This window comes from Microbacterium sp. TWP3-1-2b2, assembly GCF_049896145.1.
In the GTDB taxonomy this organism is placed as follows: domain Bacteria; phylum Actinomycetota; class Actinomycetes; order Actinomycetales; family Microbacteriaceae; genus Microbacterium.
The window spans coordinates 3,032,393-3,056,739 of record NZ_JAFCTS010000001.1; the positions used below are offsets into that span (position 1 = coordinate 3,032,393).

Annotated in this window: 25 protein-coding genes; 11 read left to right on the plus strand and 14 right to left on the minus strand. The window is 67.7% G+C overall.

Annotation, left to right across the window (positions count from 1 at the left end; genetic code table 11):
- Positions 1-30: 30 nt before the first annotated feature.
- Positions 31-2,139 (plus strand): RecQ family ATP-dependent DNA helicase, encoded by a 2,109-nt coding sequence (locus tag ACP7AR_RS15000; protein WP_426187374.1) that lies wholly within the window; start codon positions 31-33, stop codon positions 2,137-2,139.
- Here ACP7AR_RS15000 and paaZ read toward each other — a convergent pair.
- Genes paaZ through ACP7AR_RS15015 form a run of 3 tightly spaced genes read right to left on the minus strand, consistent with a single transcriptional unit; the run spans position 2,128 to position 5,782 of the window.
- Complete coding sequence (gene paaZ, locus ACP7AR_RS15005) at positions 2,128-4,188, minus strand: phenylacetic acid degradation bifunctional protein PaaZ (RefSeq protein ID WP_426187376.1); 2,061 nt, start codon at positions 4,186-4,188, stop codon at positions 2,128-2,130. The two genes, ACP7AR_RS15000 and paaZ, sit on opposite strands and share 12 nt — an antisense overlap.
- Positions 4,185-5,042 carry a 3-hydroxyacyl-CoA dehydrogenase family protein gene (locus ACP7AR_RS15010; RefSeq protein ID WP_426187378.1) on the minus strand — a complete coding sequence of 286 codons (858 nt, stop codon included), beginning with the start codon at positions 5,040-5,042 and terminating at the stop codon, positions 4,185-4,187. Before ACP7AR_RS15010 ends, paaZ begins: the two co-directional genes overlap by 4 nt.
- Entirely contained in the window at positions 5,039-5,782 is a 744-nt protein-coding gene (locus ACP7AR_RS15015) for an enoyl-CoA hydratase/isomerase family protein (protein WP_426187380.1), read from the minus strand. Before ACP7AR_RS15015 ends, ACP7AR_RS15010 begins: the two co-directional genes overlap by 4 nt.
- A gap of 119 nt (positions 5,783-5,901) precedes the next feature.
- On the opposite strand from ACP7AR_RS15015, the gene ACP7AR_RS15020 reads away from it, so the two are divergent.
- Positions 5,902-6,522, plus strand: coding sequence for a TetR/AcrR family transcriptional regulator (locus ACP7AR_RS15020; protein ID WP_426187784.1), 621 nt, complete (start codon positions 5,902-5,904; stop codon positions 6,520-6,522).
- A 17-nt stretch (positions 6,523-6,539) separates the two neighbouring features.
- Here the strand turns inward: ACP7AR_RS15020 and ACP7AR_RS15025 are convergent, their stop codons facing one another.
- The 4 genes from ACP7AR_RS15025 to ACP7AR_RS15040 all read right to left on the minus strand — a co-directional run bounded on the left by ACP7AR_RS15025 (position 6,540) and on the right by ACP7AR_RS15040 (position 10,416).
- The gene (locus ACP7AR_RS15025) at positions 6,540-7,094 is read right to left on the minus strand and encodes a nitroreductase family protein (RefSeq protein WP_426187786.1); all 555 of its coding nucleotides are present in this window, start codon (positions 7,092-7,094) and stop codon (positions 6,540-6,542) included.
- An 81-nt stretch (positions 7,095-7,175) separates the two neighbouring features.
- Positions 7,176-8,273 (minus strand): ABC transporter permease, encoded by a 1,098-nt coding sequence (locus ACP7AR_RS15030; protein WP_426187382.1) that lies wholly within the window; start codon positions 8,271-8,273, stop codon positions 7,176-7,178.
- Entirely contained in the window at positions 8,270-9,166 is an 897-nt protein-coding gene (locus tag ACP7AR_RS15035) for an ABC transporter ATP-binding protein (RefSeq protein ID WP_426187384.1), read from the minus strand. The genes ACP7AR_RS15030 and ACP7AR_RS15035 overlap by 4 nt, the downstream gene beginning before the upstream one ends.
- A 59-nt stretch (positions 9,167-9,225) precedes the next feature.
- On the minus strand, positions 9,226-10,416 hold the full coding sequence (locus ACP7AR_RS15040) for a benzoate/H(+) symporter BenE family transporter (protein WP_426187386.1): 1,191 nt from the start codon (positions 10,414-10,416) through the stop codon (positions 9,226-9,228).
- A 135-nt stretch (positions 10,417-10,551) separates the two neighbouring features.
- Here ACP7AR_RS15040 and ACP7AR_RS15045 point away from each other — a divergent pair, with 135 nt between their 5' ends.
- Positions 10,552-11,124 (plus strand): NADPH-dependent FMN reductase, encoded by a 573-nt coding sequence (locus tag ACP7AR_RS15045; protein ID WP_426187388.1) that lies wholly within the window; start codon positions 10,552-10,554, stop codon positions 11,122-11,124.
- Between the two features lie 90 nt (positions 11,125-11,214).
- Here the strand turns inward: ACP7AR_RS15045 and ACP7AR_RS15050 are convergent, their stop codons facing one another.
- A complete protein-coding gene (locus tag ACP7AR_RS15050) occupies positions 11,215-11,880 on the minus strand; it encodes a response regulator (protein ID WP_426187390.1) in 666 nt (221 codons plus the stop codon).
- Positions 11,877-13,139, minus strand: a complete 1,263-nt coding sequence (locus ACP7AR_RS15055) for a sensor histidine kinase (RefSeq protein ID WP_426187392.1) — start codon at positions 13,137-13,139, stop codon at positions 11,877-11,879. Before ACP7AR_RS15055 ends, ACP7AR_RS15050 begins: the two co-directional genes overlap by 4 nt.
- 153 nt (positions 13,140-13,292) lie before the next feature.
- On the opposite strand from ACP7AR_RS15055, the gene ACP7AR_RS15060 reads away from it, so the two are divergent.
- The 4 genes from ACP7AR_RS15060 to ACP7AR_RS15075 all read left to right on the plus strand — a co-directional run bounded on the left by ACP7AR_RS15060 (position 13,293) and on the right by ACP7AR_RS15075 (position 17,257).
- Complete coding sequence (locus ACP7AR_RS15060) at positions 13,293-13,739, plus strand: VOC family protein (protein ID WP_426187394.1); 447 nt, start codon at positions 13,293-13,295, stop codon at positions 13,737-13,739.
- Between the two features lies 1 nt (position 13,740).
- Complete coding sequence (locus ACP7AR_RS15065) at positions 13,741-14,436, plus strand: winged helix-turn-helix transcriptional regulator (protein WP_426187396.1); 696 nt, start codon at positions 13,741-13,743, stop codon at positions 14,434-14,436.
- On the plus strand, positions 14,433-15,056 hold the full coding sequence (locus ACP7AR_RS15070) for a dihydrofolate reductase family protein (protein ID WP_426187398.1): 624 nt from the start codon (positions 14,433-14,435) through the stop codon (positions 15,054-15,056). The genes ACP7AR_RS15065 and ACP7AR_RS15070 overlap by 4 nt, the downstream gene beginning before the upstream one ends.
- 152 nt (positions 15,057-15,208) lie before the next feature.
- Positions 15,209-17,257, plus strand: a complete 2,049-nt coding sequence (locus ACP7AR_RS15075) for an MSCRAMM family protein (RefSeq protein ID WP_426187400.1) — start codon at positions 15,209-15,211, stop codon at positions 17,255-17,257.
- A gap of 60 nt (positions 17,258-17,317) precedes the next feature.
- On the opposite strand, the gene ACP7AR_RS15080 is transcribed toward ACP7AR_RS15075, so the two are convergent.
- Positions 17,318-18,166 carry an exodeoxyribonuclease III gene (locus ACP7AR_RS15080; RefSeq protein ID WP_426187402.1) on the minus strand — a complete coding sequence of 283 codons (849 nt, stop codon included), beginning with the start codon at positions 18,164-18,166 and terminating at the stop codon, positions 17,318-17,320.
- A gap of 111 nt (positions 18,167-18,277) precedes the next feature.
- Here ACP7AR_RS15080 and pyrE point away from each other — a divergent pair, with 111 nt between their 5' ends.
- Together pyrE and ACP7AR_RS15090 are read left to right on the plus strand one after the other, a co-directional pair.
- Positions 18,278-18,838: an orotate phosphoribosyltransferase gene (pyrE, locus tag ACP7AR_RS15085; RefSeq protein WP_426187404.1), complete on the plus strand. Its 561-nt coding sequence runs from the start codon at positions 18,278-18,280 to the stop codon at positions 18,836-18,838.
- 10 nt (positions 18,839-18,848) lie between these two features.
- Positions 18,849-19,751 carry an ROK family protein gene (locus ACP7AR_RS15090; protein ID WP_426187406.1) on the plus strand — a complete coding sequence of 301 codons (903 nt, stop codon included), beginning with the start codon at positions 18,849-18,851 and terminating at the stop codon, positions 19,749-19,751.
- Here the strand turns inward: ACP7AR_RS15090 and ACP7AR_RS15095 are convergent.
- Complete coding sequence (locus tag ACP7AR_RS15095) at positions 19,744-20,622, minus strand: helix-turn-helix transcriptional regulator (protein ID WP_426187408.1); 879 nt, start codon at positions 20,620-20,622, stop codon at positions 19,744-19,746. The two genes, ACP7AR_RS15090 and ACP7AR_RS15095, sit on opposite strands and share 8 nt — an antisense overlap.
- Before the next feature lie 101 nt (positions 20,623-20,723).
- Between ACP7AR_RS15095 and ACP7AR_RS15100 the strand changes: the two genes are divergently transcribed.
- Both ACP7AR_RS15100 and ACP7AR_RS15105 read left to right on the plus strand, forming a co-directional pair.
- Positions 20,724-21,416, plus strand: a complete 693-nt coding sequence (locus tag ACP7AR_RS15100; RefSeq protein WP_426187410.1) for an SDR family NAD(P)-dependent oxidoreductase — start codon at positions 20,724-20,726, stop codon at positions 21,414-21,416.
- Positions 21,417-21,474: 58 nt separating this feature from the next.
- Complete coding sequence (locus tag ACP7AR_RS15105) at positions 21,475-22,650, plus strand: anhydro-N-acetylmuramic acid kinase (protein ID WP_426187412.1); 1,176 nt, start codon at positions 21,475-21,477, stop codon at positions 22,648-22,650.
- A gap of 14 nt (positions 22,651-22,664) precedes the next feature.
- Here the strand turns inward: ACP7AR_RS15105 and ACP7AR_RS15110 are convergent, their stop codons facing one another.
- The 3 genes from ACP7AR_RS15110 to ACP7AR_RS15120 are packed head-to-tail and all read right to left on the minus strand — an operon-like array spanning position 22,665 to position 24,259.
- On the minus strand, positions 22,665-22,832 hold the full coding sequence (locus ACP7AR_RS15110) for a hypothetical protein (protein WP_426187414.1): 168 nt from the start codon (positions 22,830-22,832) through the stop codon (positions 22,665-22,667).
- A 4-nt stretch (positions 22,833-22,836) separates the two neighbouring features.
- Positions 22,837-23,628 carry an HAD-IIA family hydrolase gene (locus ACP7AR_RS15115; RefSeq protein WP_426187416.1) on the minus strand — a complete coding sequence of 264 codons (792 nt, stop codon included), beginning with the start codon at positions 23,626-23,628 and terminating at the stop codon, positions 22,837-22,839.
- A gap of 25 nt (positions 23,629-23,653) precedes the next feature.
- Positions 23,654-24,259, minus strand: coding sequence for a bifunctional 4-hydroxy-2-oxoglutarate aldolase/2-dehydro-3-deoxy-phosphogluconate aldolase (locus ACP7AR_RS15120; protein ID WP_426187418.1), 606 nt, complete (start codon positions 24,257-24,259; stop codon positions 23,654-23,656).
- Positions 24,260-24,347: the final 88 nt, after the last annotated feature.

The following is a 24,347-nucleotide window of genomic DNA, read 5'->3' on the forward strand; positions in this document are numbered from 1 at the left end:
TGTGTCCGTCGATTGAGGCAGAGTGGGGGTATGACCTCCCTGTCCGCCGTCGACACTCGAGCTGCCGCGCTCGCCGCACTGCGCGAACTCGTCGGCCGCCCCGATGCCGAGTTCCACGAGGGGCAGTACGAAGCGATCGAGGCGCTGGTGACCCAGCGGCGGCGGGCGCTCGTGGTGCAACGGACCGGTTGGGGCAAGTCCGCCGTCTACTTCGTCGCGACCCTGCTGCTGCGCCGACAGGGCGCCGGCCCCACGGTGCTCGTCTCGCCACTGCTGGCGCTGATGCGCGACCAGATCGCGGCGGCAGAGCGCGCAGGTGTGCGGGCGGTGGCGATCAACTCGACGAACGCGCACGAATGGGGTGACGTGCTCGCACAGCTCGACCGCGACGAGGTGGACGTGCTGCTGGTGTCGCCGGAGCGGCTGAACAACCCCGCCTTCCGCGAGCAGCAACTGCCCGCACTCGTGCGCCGCATCGGCATGCTCGTCGTCGACGAGGCGCACTGCATCAGCGACTGGGGTCACGACTTCCGCCCTGACTACCGGCGCCTGCGCGACCTCATCACGCAGATGCCGGCGGAGGTGCCGGTGCTCGCCACGACCGCGACGGCGAACAGCCGAGTCGTCGCAGACGTCGAAGAACAGCTCGGGGTCGCCGCGGCCGGCGAGGGCGTGCTCACGATCCGTGGCCCGCTCGCCCGCTCGTCCTTGCGGCTCGGCGTGCTGCGCCTTCCCGATGCGACCAGCCGGTTGGCCTGGCTGCTCAGCCACATCGACGACCTCCCAGGATCGGGCATCATCTACACGCTCACCGTCGCCGCGGCCGTCGACACGGCCCGGCTGTTGCGCGAGCGTGGCCATGAGGTGCGCGCGTACACCGGTCAGACCGACACCGATGAGCGTGAGGAGTCGGAGGGCATGCTCAGACGCAACGAGGTGAAGGCGCTCGTCGCGACGAGCGCGCTCGGCATGGGCTTCGACAAGCCCGACCTCGGGTTCGTGCTGCATCTTGGAGCGCCGTCGTCGCCGGTGGCGTACTACCAGCAGGTGGGGCGTGCGGGGCGAGCGAGCGAGAGCGCGGACGTGCTGCTGCTGCCCGGCGTGGAGGATCGAGATATCTGGCATTATTTCGCCACGGCATCCATGCCCGATCAGGAGCGGGCCGAGCGCGTGATCGCCGCTCTCGGCGATGCGCCGATCTCGACCCCTGCGCTCGAGGCGATGGTCGACATCCGCCGCACCCCGCTCGAGCTGCTGCTCAAGGTTCTCGATGTGGACGGCGCGGTACGGCGCGTGCAGGGCGGGTGGGTCGCCACCGGCGCGAGCTGGGTGTATGACCGGGACCGTTATGACCGCATCGCCGCCGAACGCGTCGCCGAGCAGCAGCACATGCTCGATTATGAGCAGACCGACGGATGCCGCATGGAATTCCTGCAGCGTGCGCTCGATGACGACACGGCCGCGCCCTGCGGGCGGTGCGACAACTGTGCCGGCGCGTGGTTCCCTCGCGAGATACGAGCGACGGCGACGTCAGCGGCATCCGAGTCCCTCGACCGGGTCGGCATTGCGATCGACCCGCGCCGCGCGTGGCCGACGGGTGCCGACCGACTCGGGGTTCCGGCCAAAGGGCGCATTCCTGCGGCCGAGCAGGCCGGCAGTGGACGAGCGCTGGCCCGACTCACCGACTTCGGCTGGGGCGGGACTCTGCGTACGCTCTTCGCAGCGGGCGCGGCTGATGCGCACGTGAGCCCGCAGGTGCTCGCCGGCTGCGTGCGGGTGCTCGCAGGGTGGGAGTGGGCCGAGCGACCCGTCGCGGTCGTGGCGATGCCGTCGCGATCGCGTCCCCTGCTCGTCGAATCACTCGCGCGCGGGATCGCCGAGATCGGCAAGCTGCCCTTCATCGGCGCACTGACGCTCGTCGATGGCGGGCCTACCGGCCAGCCCGGTGGGAACAGCGCGTTCCGGCTCGCCGGTCTCTGGGAGCGCTTCAGCGCCGATGGACTCGAGATACCCGAAGGCCCGGTGCTGCTCGTCGACGACCAGGCCGACAGTCGCTGGACCCTCACCGTCGTCGCCCGCTCCCTTCGGCAGGCGGGAGCGACCGAGGTGCTGCCGTTCGTGCTCGCGCTACGCGGTTGAGCTCTCTTTCTCCACGAGGGTCAGCACATCGTAGGTCGCGACGGTGTCGTCGTTCTGGTTGCGGATCACGGCATCCCAGCGCACCTCGCCGTACTCGTCGGTCTCACGCGGAGTGACCTGCTTTGCGGTCAGCTCGACGCGGATGCTGTCACCGGGCGAGACCGGAGTGATGAACCGCAGGTTCTCGAGCCCGTAGTTCGCGAGCACGGGGCCCGGCTCCGGGTCGACGAAAAGCCCTGCGGCCCAGGACACGAGCAGATACCCGTGTGCGACACGGCCAGGGAAGAACGGGTTCGCGGCGGCGGCCTGCTCATCCATGTGCGCGTAGAAGGTGTCACCGGTGAAATGAGCGAATGTCTCGATGTCATCCAGAGTCACCTCGCGAGATGCCGAGGCGATGCGGTCGCCGATCCGCAGCTCTGCGAGCGATTTCCGGAACGGATGAACTCCGTCATCGCGAGCCGCCGCACCGGCATGCCACACACCCGTGAGCGCCGTGAGCATGTCCGGCGAGCCCTGCACCGCCGTACGCTGCATGTGATGCAGCACCGCACGGATGCCGCCGAGCTCCTCGCCGCCGCCCGCTCGGCCGGGGCCACCGTGCACGAGACCAGGCATAGGGGAGCCGTGGCCAGTGGAGGAGCGAGCGTCATCACGGTCGAGGAACAACACGCGGCCGTTCGACGCGGCGATGCCGCCCATCAGCTCGGTCGCGAACGCCGGATCGTGCGTCGCGACACTGGTCACGAGCGATCCGCCGCCGCGGGCGACGAGCGCCGTCGCCTCGGACGCTGCCTCGTACGTCAGCAGCGAAGCAACAGGGCCGAACGCCTCCACCTCGTGCACGGCATCAGTCTCGGCGTCATCGAAGCGCAGCAGCACCGGTGCGACGAAGGCGCCGTCCGTCGCCTCGGCGGTGGAGCCGTCGGCGAGCAGCGCCGTCGGCGAGTCAATGGATCCCGCCACGATCCGGCCACCGGCATCCCGCAGCACCTGCACCTGCCGCCGCACCTCGTCGCGCTGCGCGAGCGAGACGAGTGGGCCCATCGTCACTCCCTCAGCGCGCGGATCGCCGATCACGACCTTCGCTTCAAGACGCGCGCGCACGGCATCGATCACGGCGTCGGCTGATGCCGTCGGCACGATCGCGCGACGGATCGCGGTGCACTTCTGCCCGGCCTTCGTCGTCAATTCCGTGACGAGCTGGCGCACGTAGGCGTCGAATTCGGGCGTGCCCTCGGTCGCGTCCGGCCCGAGCACCGACGCGTTGATCGAGTCGGTCTCCGCGGTGAAACGCACCCCGTCCGAAGCGCTCGAACGCAGCCCGGCGGCAGTCGATGCGCTACCGGTGAATCCGACGATGTCACCGAGGCGCAGTTCATCGAACAGGCTGGGCACGCTGCCGCTCACCAGCTGCAGCGATCCGTCGGGCAGCAATTCCGACTCGACCAGGATGCGCACGAAGGCTTCGGTGAGGTATCCGGTCGGCGTCGCAGGCTTCACGAGCGTCGGCATCCCGGCGAGGAATGCGGGCGCGAACTTCTCCAGCGATCCCCACACCGGGAAGTTGAACGCGTTGATCTGAACCGCGACGCCCGGCAGCCTGGTGAAGATGTGGCGGCCGAGGAACGTGCCGTCCTTCGAGAGCGGTTCGATCGAACCATCGACGTACACCTGGCTGTTGGGCAGTTCGCGTCGGCCCTTGCCGGAGTACGCGAACAGCACGCCGATGCCGCCATCGATGTCGACCCAGGAATCGGCCTTCGTCGCTCCGGTGCGCGCCGAGAGTGCGTAGAGCTCGTCCTTGCGTTCCGTGAGCGCGAGGGCGAACTGCTTGAGCAGTACGGCGCGCTGATGGAACGTCAGTGCGCCGAGCGACGCCTGACCGACTGTCCGGGCGTACTCGAGTGCGGCAGCGAGATCGAGTCCATCGCTGCTGACACCTGTGATCTCCTCGCCGGTCGACGCGTCGCGCACGATGAGGGCGCCGGCACTGGAATCCGGCGTCCACCACGCGCCCTGGACGTAACTGGGCAGAACCTCGCTCATTCGCCATCCCATCTGTAGAAGCCTTCGCCGCTCTTGCGGCCGAGTCTGCCGTCGGCGACCATCTGCCTGAGCAGCGCGGGCGGCGCGAAGCGCTCGCCGAGAGTCGCGTACAGTTCCTCGGCGATGTCCAGACGCACATCGAGTCCGACGACGTCCGTGGTGCGCAGCGGGCCCATCGGATGCCGGTACCCGAGTTCCATGGCCCGATCGATGTCCTCCGCAGACGCGACGCCGGCATCCAGCATCCTGATCGCCTCGAGCGCGAGGACGAGACCCAGCCGGCTGGACGCGAAGCCGGGGGAGTCGCGGACGACGATCGGTGTCTTGCCCAGCGCCTCCACCCAGCCGCGTGCCCGCTCCACGAGCGTCGGATCGGTGGCTGATCCGCTCACGATCTCGACCAATGAAGACGACGGCACGGGGTTGAAGAAATGCAGCCCGAGAAAACGCTGCGGGCGAGAGAGTGATGCGGCCAGCGCGTCGATCGCGATCGAGGAGGTGTTCGAGGCGAGCACGGCATCTTCGGCCAGCACACCCTCCACGGTCGTGAGTGCTTCCGACTTGAGCGCGCGGTCTTCCGGAACGGCCTCGATCACGAGGTCGCGATCGGTGAAGGCGCCGATATCGGTACTGACGTGCAGCGCGCTGATCGCGTCGTCGAGGGTGCGGTCGATGGTGCCGCGAGCGATCGAACGTGAGAGGGCCTCGTGGATGCGCTGGGCCGCCGCATCCTTGAGCTGCTCATCGCGCTCGACGACGATGACGTCGTGGGGTGAATCCGCGTTCGGCGACGTCAGGAATGCATGTGCGATCCCTGCACCCATGCGGCCTCCGCCGAGAACACCGACCTTCATCGTCGACCCCGCTTCTCCAGGAAGTCCGTCATCCGGCGCATCTTCTCGGGACTCTCGAACAATTCAGCCTGCAGTTCGCCGTCGATGTCGGGGTGCGCCTCACGAGGTGCGCGCATCGCACGTTTGGTGTGCTGCGTGGCGAGCGGGTCGTTCGCCACGATCCGATCTGCGATCGCATGCGCTGCCGTCATCAGCTCCGGTTCGGGGTGGATGCCGGAGACGAGCCCGGCGCTGAGCGCCTCGTCCGCCGTGAGCACGCGTCCGGTGAGCAGCAGTTCGCTCGCCAGGCCATCGCCGACGATCTCGCGCAGTCGCCAGGTGCCTCCGGCTGCCGCCATGATGCCGAGCCCCGTCTCGGGGTTGCCGATCTTCAGGGTCGGCGTTGCGGTGCGGATGTCCGCCGCATAGGCGAGCTCGGCGCCACCGCCGAGCGCGTAGCCGTCGATCGCGGCGACCACCGGCATCGGCAGCTCATGCACGCGGATGAACGCGGTGGCGTTGATTCCGCGGCGCGCGTCCTCCGCCCGGCGGGCGCGCAACTGGGTGATGTCGGCGCCGGCGGCGAACACGCCGTCAGTGCCGGTGAGGATGAGAACGCGCGGGTCGGCTTCGAGCTCGGCGCACAACGCGTGCAGGGCGTCGACCGTCTCGCGATCGATCGCGTTGCGCTTGTCGGGACGGTTCAGCCTGGCGACGACGCGGTCCGGGCCGCGATCGATGACGAGGGGTTCCTCGTTCATGTGCGCTCCTGACTGCATCGTCTGGCTGTGCGATAGTTTCTGACCGATCGTTCAGTAATTTATTATGCCAAGGATCGGAGGGGTCGGCAATCGCTGATGTCAGACTGGGACGCGTGTCAGTGCCATCGTCCGAAGAAGCCGCAGCGTCGGTGCCGACTGTGCGTCGTGGACGCCCAGGCTACGACCAGCGGCAGATCCTCGAGGTCGCTGTGCAAGTGTTCATCGAACACGGGTACGACGCGACATCCGTGTCGTCGCTCGCGGAACGCCTCGGTCTCTCGAAGTCCGCGTTGTATCACCACTACGCGTCGAAGGAGAGACTGCTCGAGCTCGCCCTCGACGAGGCGATGGGGTCGCTGGAAGCCGTGCTGCGCGAGTCTGGCGCCACGGCCGGGCCCGCAGGGGATCGGCTCGAGCATGTGCTCCGCGGAGCAGTTCGGGTGCTCGTGGACAAGCTCGCTTATGTGACCCTGCTGCTGCGCGTGCGCGGCAACAGCGACGTCGAACGCGCAGCGCTCGAGCGGCGGCGCGCGTTCGACGATGAGGTCGCTGTGCTGGTACGTGCCGCGCAGGAGGAGGGGTCGGTGCGCGACGACATCGGCGCGTCCGTCGCCACGCGCCTGCTGTTCGGCATGGTCAACTCGATCGTGGAGTGGTACCGGCCGACCGGGCCGGAGGGTGCAGGCGAACTGGCCGACGACGTGCTCGCCGTCGCACTCGATGGGTTGCGCACGCACTGAAGCCGGTTACGCCCGGATCAGGCGCTGGCGATCACCGTCTCGGCGAGCGGGCGTCGCGTGCGCGCCGCGAACTCGCGCTGCTGCAGTTTCTCGGAGAGCGCTGATGGATCACCGAGCTCGCCCATGGCGATGACCGAGATCGGTGCGAAGCGGTCTTCGACGCCAGGGAGCGCGGCGAGCTGATCGCGCTCGACACCGCCCATCTGGTGCACGAAGAGTCCGTCGGAGTGCGCCTGCACAGAGAGGTGTGCCACGGCCTGCCCGAGGTCGTACTGCGCCCACGGTCGGGGGTCGCCCTCAGCGTCGGTCTGCTCTGCGAACGCGACGATCAGCACGGCGGCGTTGCCCGCCCACTCGCGATTGAATCCCATGAGCGCGGCCTCGATGCGCTCGTGCAGGTCGGTGCCTCGCCGCGCCACGATGAAGCGCCACGGCTGGGTGTTGCTCGCGGAGGGCGACCAGCGAGCTGCTTCCAGCGCGCCCGCGAGCTTGACCTCGTCGATCGGGGTCTCGGAGTCGAAGGCGCGCGGGCTCCAGCAGCTGGCCGCGGCCAGTCGTGCCTCACGTATCAGCGCACGCGCGACGAAAGAAGGAAAACGGGGGTTCCCGGCCGTGGAAACCCCCGTTTTCCTTCTTTCAAGGAATGTGACCGCTCAGCCGCGCAGCGCCTCGCGGAACTTGACGCGCGCGCCCATCTTCAGAAGCGAGTTCTCGTAGATCTTTGCGCCGATCAGGATCACCACCGCGCACGCGACGAGCATGATCACCAGCGATGCCAGCGGCTCCCACCACTCCGCCTCGTTGAAGAACACCCGGATCGGCATCCCCACCGGCGCCGAAAACGGCACGTACGAGAGCACGGTCATCACGACCGGGTTGTCGCCGAAGAAGATGACCAGGAAGTACGGGATCATCGTCAGGTACATCACCGGGGTCAACGTGGTGCCGGCGTCCTCCTGACGCGACACCATCGATCCTGCGGCTGCGAACATGGCCGCGAGCAGGATGAATCCGAACAGAAAGAACACCGCGAACCAGATGACCGGGCCGCCGAGGCCCGCCAGGAGACCTGTCTGACCCGTGACCATCAGCCCGATGCTGCCGACCGTCGCCAACAGCAGGATCTGCGAGATCGCGAGTATCGTGTTGCCGACCACCTTGCCGGCCAGGAGAACGCGCGCGGGGATGCTGGAGAGCAGTATCTCGACGACGCGGGTCTGCTTCTCCTCCACGACACTCGACGCCACCGGCATGCCGAACATCATCGCGGACATCATGAACACCAGGCCGAAGCCGATGCCGAGCAGATACCGGAGTGGACCGCCGGCGGCATCCGGGTTGAGTAACTCGACCTCCGGTGTCGCAGAGAGCGCCATGAGCAGGCTCTGGGGTGCCTCCTTGTCGGCGATGATCACGAGGCCTGTCACAGCGGACGCGTCGTCGATCACGGCGGCGTCGACCTTGCCCGATTCGACGAGCGCGGTGGCCTCATCCCGATCGGCGACCTCGGTCACGTCGTAGCCGTCGACCTCCGAAAGAGCGGATGCTGTGGCGTTCGTCGAAGCGATGGGCGTATCGCTGGAGTTGGAAGAGGCGAATCCGGCCCAGATGACGCCGGCGAGGGCGATCAGCAGCAGGATGGCGGTGGAGACCAGATACGCCTTGCTGCGTAGCTTGGTGCTCAGTTCGCGCTCTGCGACGAGCCAGACGCCCTGGCCGGTGGAGACGGCCTTGGTCGATGAGTCGTTCACTGGATGACCTCCTTGAAGATCTGTGCGAGTGTGGGATGCTGCGGACCGAACCTGCTCACGTCGCCGTCCAGCAGTGCGCGCCTGAGCACTCGCTGCGCGGTGGCGGGGTCGTCGACGTCGAACACGGCGCTGCCGCCGTCGAAGTCCACGACGCTCACGCCCGGCTCTTCGCGCAGCCAACCGACATCGCCGCTGCTCTCCAGCTCCCACCGAGGCGCCGAGTACTGCTCACGCAGCTGATCACGTGGCCCGGATGCGCGGATCGTGCCGCCGGCGATGATGACGAGGTCATCGCACAGGCGCTCCACGACGTCGAGCTGATGGGACGAGAACAGCACGGAGACGCCGCGCGTGGCCCTTTCCTGCAGCACCCCCGCCACGGTCTCGACGGCGAGCGGGTCGAGTCCCGAGAACGGCTCGTCGAGGATGAGGACTTCAGGGTCGTGCACGAGAGATGCCGCGATCTGCGCACGCTGCTGATTCCCGAGCGAGAGCGCCTCGATGTTGTCGTTCAGCCGTTCGCCCAGTCCGAGTTCTTCGAGAAGCGCGGTGGCACGCGTGGTGGCATCCGTCTTGGAGAACCCGTGCAGGCGAGCGAAGTAGACGACCTGCTCGAGCACCTTCATCTTCGGATACAGCCCGCGCTCCTCCGGCATGTAGCCGAACTGGCGGCGTGCATCAGCAGTCAAGGGCGTGCCGCCGAGCGTCACCGAGCCGCCGTCGGAGGCGAGCAGGCCGAGCACGATCCGCATGGTGGTCGTCTTGCCTGCACCGTTGCCGCCGACGAAGCCGGTGAGGTGGCCGGCCGCGACGGGGAAGGTGACATCGTCGAGCACCCGGCGCGTGCCATAACTCTTCGTGATGCCGGTCAACTGAAGGGTTCCTGAGGTCATGGCTCCACGCTACGGAGCGTGTCCGTCTCCGGCATCCCCCCTGCGGCGGACTTCCCCTGTCAGTCCTCGGACGGACGGCGGGTGGTGCGGGTGAGGATGAGGCGCACCGCGAGTCCGGCGAGGAGCGCCCAGAAGGCCGCGCTGATCCCGGCCAGGGAGATGCCGGATGCCGCGATGAGGAAGGTCACCACGGCCGGCATCCGCTCACGCGGTTCTGCGACTGCCTGCTGAACGGCGGAGCCGAACGCTGCGAAGAGTGCGAGGCCGGCGACAGTGGGGATCACCGCTGCGGGTGCGAGGACGACGAGCGCGGAGAAGACCGCGGCGAAGCCGCCGAGCACGACGTAGGAGACGCCCGTCGAGAGGCCGGCCACCCAGCGGCGCTTCGGGTCGGGGTCTGCTTCAGGGGACGCGGCGAGGGCGGCGCTGATCGCGGCGAGGTTGATCCCGTGTCCGCCGGCGGTCGCGCCGATCGCCGTCCCGATGCCGGTCACGAGCATTGCCGGGCGCCATGGCACGTCGTACCCGTAGCTGCGCATGATCGCGACACCGGGTACGTTCTGCGAGGCCATCGTCACGATGAACAGCGGCAGCGCGATGCCGATGAGCCCTCCGATGGTGAACGTCGGTGCGACGAACTGGATGCGGGGGATGAGCATGCCCGCATCCATCGGGGTGCCGCCCCGCACCAACTCCACCCCGACCACGATCGCGGCGGCGACGAAGGCCAGTGGCACCGCCCAACGCGGTGCCACTCGAGCGAAGACCAGCCAGGTCAGCACGACGGGGATCACGCCCCACGGGTTCTCGGCGATCCCGGTCGCCGGCGCGAGGCAGAGCGGAAGAAGGACTCCTGCGAGCATCGCCTGGGCGATGGATGCCGGAATCCGAGCGATGAGCCCGCCGAAGCCGGTCCATGCTCCCGCCAACACGGTGAGCGCGGCCACGACGAGGAACGCTCCGGTCGCCGCCGGCCACCCGCCGTCGACGACTCCCGTCGCGGCGAGCAGCGCGGCACCGGGCGTCGACCACGCCGCCGTGATCGGCATCCGATAACGCGAGGCGAGGATGACGCAGGCGAGGCCCATCGTGATGCTGAGGATCAGCAGTCCGCTCGCAGCCTGTGCGGGCGACGCTCCGACAGCGGAGAGTCCGGTGAGCACCACGGCGAACGAACTGGTGAAGCCCACAAGCGCAGTGACGACACCCGCGAGGATCGGCCTGGACAACGGAGCGGGCGCGTCGGTCATAGGGGTGAGGCTAGCGCGAGAGATCGGCACTCAGGGAACTCATTATATTCATCGGAATAGAATATTGTCGGCGGTCGTTGACCCTTGAAGACAGTCGAAGGCTGTCCCTGAGCCCCGAAAAGAGAAGGAAAACCTGTGACTCGCACCATCGGCTACATCGTCGGCAGCATCTCCAGCACGTCCATCAACCGTCGGCTGGCACGCGTGCTGGCGAACCTCGCGCCCCAGGGCACGGAGCTCGTCGAGATCCCGATCAAGGACCTTCCGTTCTACTCGCCCGATTTCGACGGCGACTTCCCTCAGGTGGCGACCGACTTCAAGAAGGCCATCGCCGACGTCGACGGTGTCATCATCGTCACGCCCGAGTACAGCCGCTCCATCCCCGGCGTGCTCAAGAACGCCCTCGACTGGTCGACCCGCCCGTACGGTGAGATGTCATTCTTCGGCAAGCCCGTCGCCGTGATCGGCACCTCGGGCTCCGGCGTCGCGACCGCAGCTGCGCAGCAGCACCTGCGTGCGATCCTCGGCCACTTCAGCGCGATCACCATGGGTCAGCCTGAAGGCTTCATCCAGGACCGCCCCGGCCTGTTCACCGAAGACGGCCAGGTCACCGATGAGAGCACCGCCGGCTTCCTCAGCGGCTACCTCGAGGCTTTCAACGGCCTCATCTCGCGCGTGCAGCACTCCGCAGAGCTCGTCAACGCGTAATCGCTCAGCGCATCGATGGGAGGAAATCGCACCTCGCCGCGCGAGTTCCGATGCGCTTTCCTCCCATCGACGTGGCCACAACCTTCGTCCTCACGCCAGCCCGTTCCGCAGGGCCAGCACGACCGCCTGAACGCGGTCACGGGCCCCGAGCTTCTGCAGGATGCGTGAGACGTGCGTCTTCACCGTCGCCTCGCCGATGAACAGCCGTGTCGCGATCTCGGCGTTACTCATCGCCTCGGCGACAAGCGCCAGCACCTCGGCCTCACGATCGGTGAGCGGTTCGGCGAGGGCGGTCGCCGGGGACGTCACCGCGGCTTTCGGCACGGTCGAGGCGTAGCGCTGCACGACGCGCCTGGTCACCTCCGGCGCCAGCATCCCGTCGCCGGCGGCAAGCACGCGAACGGCGGTGACCAGATCCTCGGGCGTGCCGTTCTTGAGCAGGAAGCCGCTCGCGCCGGCATCCAGCGCGGCGAAGAGGTAGTCGTCGCGATCAAATGTCGTCACGATCGCGATCGCGGCCTGCACCTGATCATCGGCGACGATCCGCTTCGTCGCCTCGATGCCGTCCATGTCGGGCATCTGCACGTCCATCGTGATGACATCGGGTTTGAGAGCGGATGCTGCTGCCACAGCCTCCGCGCCCGTCGCCGCTTCCCCGACGACGGTGATGTCGGGCTGGATGTCGAGGATGGTCCGGAATCCGGCGCGCAGCATCGCATGGTCATCGACGAGCAGGACGCGGATCGGTTCGCTCATGCGGGTGCCCCTGCCAGCGCGGCGGGTGCAGAGAGGGGGACCTGTACGCGCACTCGCCATCCTCCGCGCTCGCGTGGCGCCGACTCGATCGTGCCGCCAGATGCCAGCGCGCGTTCGCGCATGCCCAGCTGGCCCATTCCCGATCGGGCGGCTATCACGGTGCGACCGGTGTTCACGATCTCGAGCTCGACACCGGAGTCCAGGTAGCGCAGACGCACGTCGGTGGTTGCTCCCGCCCCGGCGTGGCGCCGCACGTTCGTGAGTGACTCCTGCGCGATCCGGTACAGATTCACCTGAGTCACCGACGGCACGGGTCGCTGTTCGCCGACCACAGTGAAGTCGGTGGGCACACCGGCAGAATTCGAGGCCTCAACGAGTTGTGCGATGTCGTCGAGGGTGACAGTGGAGGCGTCGTCATCCACTCCGGCATCAGAGGAACGCAGCGTCTCCAACAGATGACGCAACTCAGTGATCGCCTCGCGAGCAGAGCCTTCGACGTCGGCGAGGATGTCCTTCGCGGTGCCGGCATCCTGGTCGATCACCATGCGCGCCGCTCCCGCCTGCACACCCATCACAGAGACGTGGTGGGCGACGACGTCGTGCAGTTCGCGGGCGATGTGCACGCGGTCGAGCGCCACGGCCTGCGCCGCGGTGACCTCGCGCTCGCGCTCCAGATCGACGGTGCGCCGTTCGAGGGCCTGGCGCTGCATCGCGGCGCGCCATGCGTGCTCGCCGAAGTAGTAGGCGCCGGCGAAGTAGAGCACGTTCACCAGCAACTGCAGCATCATGAAGGCGAGATAGGGCGACATGGCGCCCGCGATGATGTCCTCCTCGCGTGCGGTGTCGATCGCGTCGCGGTACATGGTGATCAGCAGCCAGATGAACATGCCGGCGATGATCGCGGCCCGCACGATCATCGCTGCACGGCGGTTCGCCATCCACGCACCGACCGTGTACAGGGCGATGAACATCGCGACGTTTCCGGCGTACAGCTCTGGAATTCGAAGCGTGACGGCGACGAAGTACGCGACCGAGACGACGATCGCGACCTGCGCGGGCCAGATGCGGCGCGCGGCCAATGGTGCTGCCACGAACACCAGGTAGACCAGTGCCTGCCACAGCGGTGCCTGCTCGTCACCATAGATCTCTGACACCGCAGACAGTGCGGCACTGATCACGCCGGCGATGAAGACGACGGCGGCCAGCAGTGCGTCTGACCGGCGTTGGCTCACGGTGAGCGTGCGGATTGATGCGGACATGTCTCAACGGTACGGGGGTGCGGATGCCGCGGCATCCGCCCTGCGGGGGATCAGGGACGACGTGCTCTTGACAGGTTACTTGTTTTTTGCAAGCATGTTTCGCAGCAGACGCAGCGACCGGGTTGCGTCGAACAACCAGACAAAGGAGTCAGCATGTCAACCAAGGTCTTCGTCAACCTCCCCACGTCCGATCTTGAGCGCAGCAAGGCGTTCTACACGGGTCTGGGCTGCGCCATCAGCCCTGAGTTCACCGATGAGAACGCCGCCTGCATCGTGTGGAGCGAGGACATCTACTTCATGGTCCTCAAGCGTGATTTCTTCGCCACCTTCACCGACAAGCCGATCGCCGACCCCAATGAGTCCGTGCAGGTCTCGGTCTCATTCAGCCAGGACTCTCGGGAAGCCGTCGATGCGATCGTCGCCAAGGGCCTCGCCTCGGGCGGCGCTGAGCCGAAGCCCGCGCAGGACTACGGTTTCATGTACTCCCGCGACCTGGACGACCCGGACGGCAACAGCCTCGGTTTCCTCTACATGAGCGAAGAGGCCGTCGAGAAGGGCCCAGAGGCGTACATGGCAGAGCAGGGCGCGGAGTCGGCCTGACGTGGCAGCGCGCAGCTACGGCCAGTATTGCGGGGTCACGACGGCCGTCGAACTGATCGGGGAACGATGGGCGATGCTCATCGTCCGCGATCTGCTCGTGGGGCCGAGGCGGTACACCGACCTCAAGCAGGGCCTGCCGCGCATTCCGACGAACATCCTGTCGACCAGGCTCAAGGAGCTCCAGGAGGGCGGCGTCGTCCGAAGGGTGCCGCTGAAGAACTGCGGACTCGTCTACGAACTCACCCCGTACGGTCGGGCTCTGGAGCCGATCATGCTCGCCATCGGCCGCTGGGGATTCCAGGCGATGGGAGACCCGTCGCCCGAAGACGTCGTGACGCCGGACTCGCTCACCATGGCACTGCGGACGGCGTTCCGCTCCGAGACGGCGGCGGATGCCGATTACGAACTGCACGTCGGTGACGTCGCCCTGCGCGCGCAGGTGAGCAGCGGAATGCTCTCCGTCGCGCAGATCGCACCACCTGCCCCGCCCGTCGGCGGACGGATGCCTGACGGCGAACCGGACGCCGTGTTCGTCGCAGGACCGGGTATCCGTCACCTCATCGGCGGTGAGGTCACGCCCGCCGAAGCGATCGCACAGGACATCATCGCGGTCGTCCGCGGCGAGGAGTCGTTCTTGGACTCCTTCGCCTCCACGTTCCACATCGCTTCATTCGAATTGCAAGGAGCCGCATCATGACCGGCCGCATCATCATCGATCTGTTCACAACGCTCGACGGAGTCGCTCAGGCACCCGGCGGCCCAGAGGAAGACGCATCGGACGGCTTCCCCTTCGGTGGCTGGCAGGCCGGAGTGCCGGATGAGGCCGTGGGGAAATGGGTCATGGACGGGATGTCGACACTCGACGCGCTGCTGCTCGGTCGGCGCACCTATGACATCTTCGCGGCGTACTGGCCGCATCACACGACGGGTCCGGAGGGTCCGATCGGTCAGTTGTTCGATCGCGTTCCGAAGTACGTCGCCTCGCGCGACGCTGACATCGAGCTCGAATGGCAGGGGAGCTCGCGCGTCGGCGGTGACCTGACGGCCGAGATCGCACAGTTGCGTGAGAACCACCGTGACGTGCACGTGATCGGCAGCGTCGACCTCGTGCAGACTCTGCTCACCGAGCAGCTGTTCGACGAACTGCAGCTCTGGGTCTACCCGGTCGTGCTCGGGCAGGGCAAGAAGGTGTTCCCCGACGGCGCAGCGCCCGCGAACCTGAGGCTGCTCAGCGCCGAGGTCGGCGACAACGGGGCGGTGAGTCTGCGCTACGCTCCCGCGCCGGGTCGGGTGCGCACCGGCACGATGGGGCAGTAGTGCGTGCTTCGGTGAACTGACTGTTCCTTTTCCCTGTGCTGATCCTCTAGATTCAGAAACGCACGTTGCCGCACGAGCGGCGCATTGGTTCCGGGGCCGCCGTGACAATGTCGTCGTTGCGTGGTCGTGCCCTGTTCTCGAGGGGATGAACGATGAGGTCACGACGCACGAACCGACGCTGGCCGGTGCGCGCTCTGCTTGCGGGGACGGCCGCCGCGGTGATGGCGTTGGGCGGTGGCATTCCCGCGGTCGCGGATGATGAAGAAGCGACCTCGATCATCAGCGGGACGGTGACACGCGAGGCCGACGGGACGCCCGTCGAGGGCGTCGGAGTGTTCGTGTCGGATACGGCGGGCGGCTTCTCCTACAACGGATCCTCGGATGCGAACGGAGACTACTCGGTCACTGACCTCCCCTCCGGTGAGTATGTCGTCCGATTCGACCCAGCGGGAAGCGCGCCGGAGTTGATCTCCGAGTACTGGAACGATGCGATCGACTGGATGAGTGCTGAGCGCATCGTCACAGTCGGAGGCGAGACCGTCTCCGACGTCGACGCCTCTCTGCAACTCGGAGGATCGATCGTGGGATCGGTGACGCGCGAAGCCGACGGGACTCCCGTCGAGGGCGCCGCCGTCGAGTTGTGGGCAGTCGACGGATCAGGGAGCGGGACCACGGCGTGGACCCAGCCGGATGGAACGTTCCGCGCGGATGGCCTTCGGGCCGGCGATTACACGGCAAGATTCGACGCACCGGCCGGCAGCGGACTCACCACGGAGTACTGGGATGACGCAGCGGACAGCACGGCCGCGACCCCCGTGCCCGTCATGCTCGGGGAGACGACAACGAACATCGACGCCGCACTCGCAGAGGCGGCCGTCATCAGTGGCCACGTCAGCCGAGAGGCAGACGGCACACCGGTCGAAGGGTCCGTCGAGGTCTACGCCGTCGGGGATGCAAGATTCCCGACGGCGACGGTCGACCTGAACGGCGACTACAGCGTCGATGTCGCACCGGGCTCGTACATCCTTCGCTTCCGGCCCTTCGATGAACGACTGTTCGAGGAGTTCTGGGATGACGCGACTCTGGTTGAGGATGCGACGCCCGTGACAGTCGCGGCCGGCGAGAGGCGGAGCGCGATCGATGCCGAACTCGTGGCGGGGACGTCGATCGGTGGCACGGTGCACGCTGGCGGCGAGCCTCTCGCCGACGCCTCCGTGTCCGCATATGCGGGGGATCGTCTCGCCGGTTCGTCGATCACTGCCCCTGATGGCTCCTACTCGATCACCCTTCCCGTCGGGAGCTACGTGCTGGAGGCGCGGGCCTCCGCTGCCGACCCTGTCTTCGCCGTCGAGTACTACGAGGACGCGGCGACGGCAGGCGACGCGAAGCCCGTCGACCTCGGACCTGATGAGGACCTGGTCGGCATTGATTTCGACCTCGATCTCGGTGTCGACATCCGCGGAACGGTGACCTTGGCTGGTGCAGGGGAGCCGGACGGCGAAGGTGCGACCGTCATCGCGTATCGCTGGGGTGCTGACGGGTGGATCGAAGCCGCTCGCACTCCGTCATGGGGTGCATTCGCCTTCAGCGCCGATCCGACTCGAGACGGCGGGCCGCTCCGGGCCGGGCGCTACACGTTCGGCGTCGAGATGCCCGGGTACTGCACCCACTACCTCGGCGGCGCGGTCAGTCTCGATGACGCGGAGTCGCTCGATCTCGAGCCAGGTGACACCGCCAAGGGGTCCGACGTGACTCTCACCGCCGAATGCGAGGGTCCGGAACCGACCGCCGAACTCACTCTTTCCGTCGACGCCGTGCGGGCGGGGGACGCGGTGACCGTCGCAGGGGCGGGGTTCACGCCGGGCGCGAAGGTCACTTTCGAACTCCACTCGGATCCGATCAGACTCGGCACACTGCAGGCCGACGCGGACGGTCTTCTCGGTGGCACGCTCCGCATCCCGGCCAGCGCACCGGCAGGGAAGCACACGCTCGTCGCGATGGCAGGCTCGTCAGTGATCGCCAGTGCGGCTCTCGAGGTCACCGCGGCTCAGCAGTCGGGCGTGGGCAGCGGCGGAGCGGAGACTCCGGACGGAGGGCTGGCGAGTACGGGAGCCGACGTGCCGGCGCTGGCCGCCGCCTTCGCGGTCGTCCTGGTCGTGGTCGGCGGGTTGCTCATGCTGCGTCGGCGCACCGTGAGCTGAATCGGTGTGCGGCCTCCCGCTCCCGTGAGGCCGGACACCGCATCGCGGGCACTGTGGCTGCTAGGCGAAGATCATCGGCATGTCGACGTCGTCATCCCCGGCGCCGCCGAGATCGAGGTCGACGACCACCGGCACATGATCGCTGGGCTGCTCGCCCTTGCGCTCTTCGCGGTGGATGGACGCGCCGGTGACGGCACCGGCGAGCGCGGGGGAGCCGAGTACGAAGTCGATGCGGATGCCCTCGTTACGGGGGAACTTCAGCCGCTGGTAGTCCCAGTACGTGTAGCCCTCGGGCAGCAGTGGGCGCACGACGTCCGTGAGACCCGCATCCTGGAAGGCGAAGAAGGCGGCGCGCTCTGGCGGAGAGACGTGTGTCGAGACTCCCTCGACGATGTCTGGATCACCGTTGTCGGAATCGAACGGGATGATGTTGAAGTCGCCGACGAGCGCCAGTGGCAGGTCGGGGTTCTTCTGCAGAGCCGATGCCGCATGCTGACGAAGTCCTTCGAGCCAGTGCAGTTTGTACGCGTAGTGCGGGTCGTCCAAGGAACGGCCGTTCGGCACGTACAGGCTCCACACCTGCACGCCGTCGACGGTCACGCCCAGCGCGCGGGCCTCGAGCGGAGCATCCGGACCCTCATGACCCTTCGCGAAGCCCGGCATCCCGTCGAACGCGGTCGACACATCCGTCATCGGAAGGCGGCTCGCGATCGCGACGCCGTTCCACTGATTCAGACCGTGAACCTCGACCTGGTAGCCGGCTTCTTCGAACTGCGCGTAGGGGAACTGCTCGGGCTTGCACTTGATCTCCTGCATCGCGAGCACATCGATGTCTTCGCGAACCGCGAACTCGACGGTGCGGCGCACGCGGGTGCGGATGGAGTTGACGTTCCAGGTGGCCAGGCGCATGCATCCAGCCTACGGGTGGGATGAGACACACTGCCCACGAGTGACCGGACCACGAGATCGCGATGCTCGACGCACCGCGAAGACGATGGCTGCGGCTCTAAGCTGGATGCCGTGACCGCACTCGACGCAGACCGACAGTCCCTCCTCGCTCTCATCAAGGACGAGGCCGTGTTCCACGGAGACTTCACTCTTTCCAGTGGCAAGCAGGCGACGTACTACGTCGACATGCGCCGGCTCACCCTCGACCACAGGGCAGCTCCGGCGATCGGTCGCATCATGCTCGACCTGATCGGCGATCTCGACGCCGCCGCTGTCGGCGGTCTGACCCTCGGCGCCGACCCGATCGCGAACTCCGTGCTGCACGCCTCGGTCGCCACCGACCGTCCGCTGGATGCGTTCGTCGTCCGCAAGGAGCCCAAGGACCACGGCCGCGGCCGTCAGATCGAAGGCGCAGACATCGCGGGCAAGCGCGTCGTCGTTCTCGAGGACACCTCCACCACTGGCCAATCCGCACTCAAGGCCGTCGAGGTGCTGCGCCGCGAGGGCGCCGAGGTCGTCGCCGTCGCAGTGATCGTCGACCGCAAGACCGGCGCACAGGCCGCGATCGAGGCGGAGGGCCTGCAGTGGCTGGCAGCCTTCGATCTCGACGATCTCGGTCTCGACCCGCAGTGACCCTCGGCGCATGACTCGGTATGCACTGGCCGTCGACGTGGGCGGCACGAAGTTGGAAGCCGCGCTCGTCGGCGACGACGGCGCGCTGATCGCCGGCAGCCGCAGCAGGCAGGCCACCGGCCGCACCGCGACGCCGGCGTCGTTGGATGCCGCGGTCGAGGCCGTCATCGCTCACGCACTCGCTCGTCTGCCGCAAAGCGCCGAGCTGGTGGGTGCCGGCGTCGGCAGCGCCGGACCGATCGACCTCTCGACAGGTTCGATCGTTCCCGTCAACATGCCCCAGGCGCGCGGCTACGGGCTCGCCGGGGCGGTACGGGGCGCAGCATCCGCTGTTCTCGGACGCGACGTGAAAACCGTCTTCGGACACGACGGCGGCGCGCTCGCGCTCGCCGAAGCCTGGCTCGGCGCCACCCGCGAGGCGCGTTCGTCGCTGTCGATCGTCGTCTCGACAGGGGTCGGCGGCGGATTCGTCATCGGCGGACAGTACATTCGCGGCGCCTCCGGGAATGCCGGTCATCTCGGACAGGTACGCCGCGAGGGCGGGCTGACGCTCGAGGAGATCGCCTCCGGTCCGGCCAGCGCGGCGTGGGCGCAGGCGCAGGGGTGGACCGGAGCCACCGGTGAGGATCTCGCTCGTGACGCGGCGTCCGGCGATCAGGTCGCGCGTGCGGCCATCGAGCGGTCTGCGAAAGCGGTGGGCGAGGCGCTGGCGGATGCCGCGACCCTCGTCGACCTCGACATGATCGCGATCGGCGGCGGATTCTCACGGGTGTCCGCCGACTACATCGAACTCGTGCAGCAGGCGCTCACGGCGAGCGCCGTGCACGACTACTCCCGTCGTGCGCTGGTGGTGCGCTCCGGGTTGGGCGACGAGGGGCCGTTGATCGGCGCCGCCGCGCTCGTGCTCAGGTAGTCGCGGCCGAGACGCTCGACGAGGTCACTGCCGAGACCCGCAGGAAGTCGAGCTTCTCCGCGGCCTCAGATCCGGCCGCCGCGGTGTATGCGACGATCCGCAGATCGGTGCCGGCGACGCTGAACACATCGCAGTCGAGTTCGATGTCGCCGACGACGTCATGACGAATCACTTTGCGCTCCGACTGGTGCTCGCCGACCGCGCCGCTGTGCCAGAGCGTGCGGAATCGCTCGCTCGATCCGAGAAGTTCTTCGACCAGCGCCTTGACGCCTTGGTCGTCCGGGTAATGACCGCTGACCCGTCGCAGATCGGCCACCAGCGACGCCTCGAACATTGCGGGGCTGCCGGACTGGCTGACGACCCGCTTCCTGTCGTCGCACTGGGATGTGCCGGAGAAATGCTGCCTCAGCAGGTTGGGGCGTCCGGGGCCGGCCGGGAACGGGTCACCCAGCAACGCGGTCCAGAGCGGGCTCTGGGAGATGAGATCCCATGACGCGCTGAACACCGCGAGCGGTGTCTCGCCGAGCCGGGCGATCAGCCGCTGCACACCGGGAGGGATGTGCGACGGGACCTGGCGTGGTGAGGGAGGGAGGAGGCCCGCGACGACGAAGAGATGGTCGCGTTCTGCATCGCTCAGTTGGAGGGCGCGGGAGAGCGCGGTTGCGACCTGATCTGACGGGTGCCGCGCGCGACCCTGCTCGAGCCGTACGACATAGTCGACGCTCAGCCCCGCCAACGCGGCGAGCTCTTCTCTACGCAGCCCGGCTGCGCGACGACCTTCGCCCGAGTAAATGCCGACGTCGACAGGGGAGAGCCGATCGCGCCACGCACGCAGCATCCCGCCGAGGTCCGAGATCTGCTTCTGCCGCATCCGACCAGTCTGACAGCGTCGCGCACGGTCAGGGTGGTACCGCTGATCCCCCCGCTCGGCCGGGCCACGACAGGCGCGCGAGCGATCCGCAGACTCGAGACATGACAACGACACTGATCACCGGAGCCAACAAGGGCCTCGGATACGAAACCGCCCGACGGCTCATCGAAGCAGGGCACACCGTGTGGATGGGGGCACGCGATGAGGAACGCGGAAGACAGGCGGCCGCCGAACTCGGAGGGCGCTTCGTCCGACTCGACGTGACGGACGACGCCTCGGTCGCAGACGCCGCGCGCACGATCACCGATGCCGGTGGCATCGACGTCCTGGTCAACAACGCCGGAATCTCGGGACCGATGAAGGCAGCGGAGGAGCTGACTGCAGCGGATGCAGACGCCGTGTACGCCACGAACGTCGTGAGCATCGTGCGCATGACCTCGGTGTTCGTTCCTGTCCTGCGCGCATCCCGCACGCCTACCATCGTCAATGTGACGAGCGGTCTCGGATCGTTCGCCGCAGTGCACGATCCGGCGCGCATCGAGTCCACGCTGACCGCGCCGCTGTACACGTCGTCGAAGTCGGCCGTCACCATGCTCACCGTGCAGTACGCCAAGGCCTTCCCCGAGATGCGGATCAACGCCGCCGACCCCGGTTATACGAAGACGGACTTCAACGGCAATCAGGGAACGCAGACGGTGAGCGAAGGCACCGACGCGATCGTGGAGCTCGCCACTCGCGGAGGGCAGGGCCCGACCGGCACGTTCATCGACCGGTCTGGCGTCGCCCGGTTCTAGGGGCAGCTGCGCCTGACGAATCCGTCGTACGCTCGAAGGCACGACGGAAGGACCACGCATGCGCGTACTCGGACTGCTCTCGGGCACCTCGCACGACGGGATCGACGTGACGGTCGTCGACTTCCGCGAGACGGATGGCGCCGTACGAGGCACGGTGCTGCACGAAGGCAGCGTCCCGTACGACCCTGCGCTGCGCGCGCGGCTCGTTGCGGCGCTGCCTCCTGCGCAGACGACTCTCGCGGAGGTGTGCGAACTCGACACTCTGATCGGTCAGGCATTCGCTGACGTGGCGGCGGATGCCGCGGCATCCGTCGGCGGCGTCGATGCGGTGTGCACGCACGGGCAGACCGTCTACCACTGGGTCGAAGACGGCCATGCCCGCGGGACGTTGCAGATCGGCCAGCCGGCATGGATCGCGGAACGCGTCGGCGCTCCGGTGATCTCCGACGTGCGCATCCGCGACATCACGGCCGGCGGTCATGGTGCGCCGCTGGTGTCGTTCCTCGACGAGCTGCTGCTTCGGGGCCGCGCGGGCACATCGGCCGCGCTGAATCTGGGCGGAATCGCGAACATCACGATCGTCGGCGACAGTGCCGGTACAGGTGCGAGTGCGATCGCGGCCTACGATATCGGGCCGGCGAACGCGCTCGTCGACGCCGTGATCACGAAGTACGGCCTCGACCCGCTCGGCTACGACGAAGACGCGCGCATCGCTCTCTCCGGCGATGTCGACGACGACCTGCTCGCGTCGCTGCTCTCCGACCCGTACTACGCCGTGTCGGCACCCAAGAGCACCGGCAAAGAGCACTTCCATCTCGACTACGTGCGAGGCCATGCGTCAGCGCTGGGCCGAGACGTGCGCGTGACCGACCTCGTGCGCACACTCACCGAGCTGACGGTGCGGACCGTCGCGAACGACGTGCGCGCAGCCGGCATCGACTTCCTCGCCGTGTCGGGAGGCGGATGCCACAATCCGCTGATCATGGAGGGTCTCCGAGCAGCCCTTCCGGACACCGAAGTCGTCCTCGCCGACGAGCTCGGCGCGTCCGCCGACAACAAGGAGGCGATCCTGTTCGCGCTGATCGGCTGGTGCACGATGCACGGCGTGCCGGCCGTCATCCCCGGCGGGACGGGGGCGCGCGAGCCGCGCATCCTCGGCACGATCACGCCAGGGGGCGGTCCGCTGCGGATGCCGGAGCCGGTGGCATCCGTCCGGAGCCTGACTCTGGACTGAGCCCGAGCTTCCGGTCAGCTCTTGCGGTCGTCGTCCCAGGGGCCTTCCCACCAGTTGCCGGAACGCCCATCGTCGCCGGAGTCGTTGCGCCTGCGGGAGCGGACGAACTGCACGATGATGACCGTCAGGGTGCTGACAGCGATCAGGATCATGACGAGGAAGAGCACGTCGCTCTGGTTCATGGCGTCACTCCGCGGAGGGCCTGGCCGGCAGCAGGTCGGCGACCGAGTTCACGATCTCGTCGGGGCGGAACGGGTACTTCTCGATCTCGACCTGGTCGCTGATGCCGGTGAGCACGAGCACGGTGTGCAGGCCGGCTTCGATTCCGGCGACGACGTCGGTGTCCATCCGGTCGCCGATCATGCCGGTGCGCTTCGAGTGCGCGCCGATCTTGTTCAACGCCGAGCGGAACATCATCGGGTTCGGTTTGCCGACCACATACGGCTCGCGCCCGGTGGCCTTGGTGATGAGGGCCGCGACGGCGCCGGTCGCCGGCAGCGGGCCCTCGACACTCGGGCCGGTGGCGTCGGGGTTGGTGATGATGAAGCGCGCGCCACGGTTGATCAAGCGGATCGCCTTCGTGATCGCCTCGAAGGAGTAGGTGCGGGTCTCGCCGACGACCACGAAGTCGGGATTGGTCTCGGTCATGACGAACCCGGCGTCGTGCAGGGCGGTGAGGATGCCGGCCTCGCCGATGACGAACGCCGACCCGCCGGGCACCTGCTGCTGCAGGAACGCGGCGGTGGCCAGCGCGGAGGTCCAGATCCGCTCCTCCGGCACATTGAGGCCGCTCGAGCGCAGGCGTGCCGAGAGGTCACGGGCGGTGAAGATCGAGTTGTTGGTCAGGACCAGGTACGGGATACCTTCGGCCTCCCACCCGGCGAGCAGCTCGGATGCGCCGGGGATGGCGTCGTTCTCATGAACGAGCACGCCGTCCATGTCGGTGAGCCAGCATTCGATCTCAGAGCGTTCAGCCATGAGCTCAGCCTATTGGTCGCGGATGCTAGGCGCGGAGCAGGTTCGCAAGCGCCGGCAGCTGCGCCGGATCCTCCAGTGCGGAACCGACCGCGACGACACGGACGCCTGCGCCGAGGAACTGCGCCGCATTGGTCGAGTCCATGCCCCCTGTGGCGACGAAGTTCGCCTGCGGGAAGGGGCCGGACATGGCTGTGAACCAGGCCGGTCCGAGCAGTGATGCCGGGAATGCCTTGAGCCACGTGAGTCCGGATTTCATCGCGAGCTGCACGTCCGTCGCGGTGGCGACACCCGGCAGCGCCGGCATCCCGGCGTCATGCGACGCGCGAACGACCTCGACGTCGAAACCAGGGCTGACCGTGAACGATGCGCCGGCGTCTGCGGCCTGGCGCACGTGCTCGACGGAGACGACGGTGCCCGCGCCGACGGTCAGCCCGCGTTCCTTGGCAGCGTCGGCCAACACGCGAAGCGCCTCGACATCGGCCGGCGTCTGCACCGGCACCTCGACGCTCGTGATGCCGAGATCCCACGCCGCGGTGGCGACGGCGAGAGTCCGCTCCGCACCCATTCCGCGCAGGATCGCCATCAGGGGGACGTCGCCGAAGAGCGTGGAGAGCGAAGAGTTGTCGAGCACGGGGTGTCGCCTTTCGGAGAGTGCTGCCTCGGAGAGCAGGGATGAGTCGCGACAGGAGCGCGACTACACTTCGAGTGTGACCAGAGTG